The organism is Oleiphilus sp. HI0061 (assembly GCF_001635675.1).
In genome coordinates this window covers 1-1,898 of sequence record NZ_LWFE01001195.1, presented here as the reverse complement: position 1 = coordinate 1,898, position 1,898 = coordinate 1, and the positions used below count along the sequence as shown (strand labels likewise).

Genomic DNA, 1,898 nt, shown 5'->3' with positions numbered 1-1,898 from the left:
GCCTGGCCTCATTCACTTTGGCCTATTTAATTCTCAAGCTTTCCTTACAGCTTTTGCATACATATCTTGCATCACTTCTTACGATTCTATTGTGTCGAATTGCGCTCAAATCATGAATTCGATCGTGACATGCACAAATATATGCAAAGGTTCGTCGTGCCCTTTTCGCGCTTGAGAAGTTATGCCTTACCTTTGGCTCAACATTAAATACTTCTGACATAACCTGCTTCCACTGTCGTCCATGCGGCATTACCTTCTTGCCTTCATGATAGCGACCAAAATACTGATAGACGATGAGGTGTGCACATTCGTGAGGTACAACCTCTTCGATAAAGGCTTGTTGGTTTTGATTTAAGAGCGCCTGATTAAATCGAAGCTTGTATCGATAAGTCTTAAAAGCGTTTTGTGTGACGACAAACTGGCCGGCAGCTTGCCCCTTTAGAAGAAAGCAAAGGTTGTGATAAACGAAGCTTTTCTTAAGGTGATGTTCTGCCTGCCGCAGGCAGTGTTCTACCGATGATTGCACATCAGCTTGATAGTTGCTTTGGTTCATCTTGGCTAAGTGTTTTTCGGTCTTCTTAAGTTCATATACAGCGGTGCATTATGCAAAAATTTACAGTACCATGCCCAGCTTTATTTTTTGTCACACCAAGCCTTTAGGGAAAACGCCATGTATGAACTCGACTTACTCTATATATTGGTATTAATCATAACAGGGTTTCTCGCAGGCATTATAAACACCATGGCTGGTGGAGGCTCCAATCTTACAATTCCAGCATTAATGGTAATGGGGATTCCTCCCGACATTGCAAATGCGACTAATCGAGTCAGTGTCGTACTTCAATCGTTTACTGCATACAGAGGTTTTGCCAAGCACGGAAAGCTTGATATTCCCGATATCAAATCTATTCTGCTTGTCACCATGCTTGGCGGGCTTGTTGGTGCTGCATTCGCCTCTTATATGCCTGCTGACTACCTGAAACCAACCTTGCTCGGCGCGATGATTATCATGGCCGGCATAATCTTATTTAAGCCCTCCGCTATTGCGGTAACTGAAGGCACCAAGGCTTTTTCAGTAATGGAGCAAAAGCAATCTATACCAATGCTTTTTATAGCCGGGTTTTACGGTGGGTTCGTCCAAGCGGGCGTTGGTTTTATTTTAATTGCTGCGATTGCTGGAGGCCTCCGTTACGATCTGGCTCGAACCAACGCGCTAAAGGTGGTGTGCACACTCGGTTTTACTCTAGTTGCTCTCGGTCTTTTTGTATGGCGGGACCAAGTATGGTGGGCGCCAGGCCTCTTGCTCGCGGTCGGTTCTGTTGCAGGTGCTTACCTGGCTGTGAAGATCACAATTAATGTCAGTCAGAATACGCTAAAGTGGTTCCTGTTTATTATGACTATATTTGCAAGCATTGCCGCGCTCCTCAGTTAAATGCTCGAAACATAAAATTAACTTAATGCTACAAACAATTCAGGAAATATTATTTGCATTAACTATACTCTAATTCACATATTCGATTTTTTACGACTAATATTATTTGGAGCAAAGTATGTCAGGCGGAGAAAAGTTACTAACACTCGCTGAAGCAAGCGCAATGATGGGAAAAACCGAAGTTACGGTGAAACGCTATGCCCGCGAGAGCTTAATTAAAAGCGTTAAACAAGGAAGCGAGCTCATGTTTCCTGAAGATGCTGTTATTAAGTATATTGAAATTGAAAAGAGGCTAAACGGTTAAGGCTTTGTCCTAACAAAGCTCAGGTTGCCTTATAAAGCTCGCGATTAAGCGGGCTTTTTTTTGGTTTAGCAACAAGCTACACTCGCCTTATGATTTATATTTTAATTGCCCTCATTCTATTTGTACTCATTACGCCAGGTATATGGGTTAAATACACCATAA

General features: G+C 42.6%; 3 protein-coding genes. 2 read left to right on the top strand and 1 reads right to left on the bottom strand.

Features of this window, described 5'->3' with window-relative positions; translation table 11 throughout:
• Nucleotides 1-22 precede the first annotated feature (22 nt).
• Complete coding sequence (locus A3735_RS18530; protein WP_068510697.1) at nucleotides 23-553, bottom strand: SprT-like domain-containing protein; 531 nt, start codon at nucleotides 551-553, stop codon at nucleotides 23-25.
• Between the two features lie 117 nt (nucleotides 554-670).
• Between A3735_RS18530 and A3735_RS18525 the strand changes: the two genes are divergently transcribed.
• Both A3735_RS18525 and A3735_RS18520 read left to right on the top strand, forming a co-directional pair.
• Nucleotides 671-1,432 carry a sulfite exporter TauE/SafE family protein gene (locus A3735_RS18525; RefSeq protein WP_068510695.1) on the top strand — a complete coding sequence of 254 codons (762 nt, stop codon included), beginning with the start codon at nucleotides 671-673 and terminating at the stop codon, nucleotides 1,430-1,432.
• Nucleotides 1,433-1,550: 118 nt separating this feature from the next.
• Complete coding sequence (locus tag A3735_RS18520) at nucleotides 1,551-1,736, top strand: helix-turn-helix domain-containing protein (protein WP_068510693.1); 186 nt, start codon at nucleotides 1,551-1,553, stop codon at nucleotides 1,734-1,736.
• Nucleotides 1,737-1,898 lie beyond the last annotated feature (162 nt).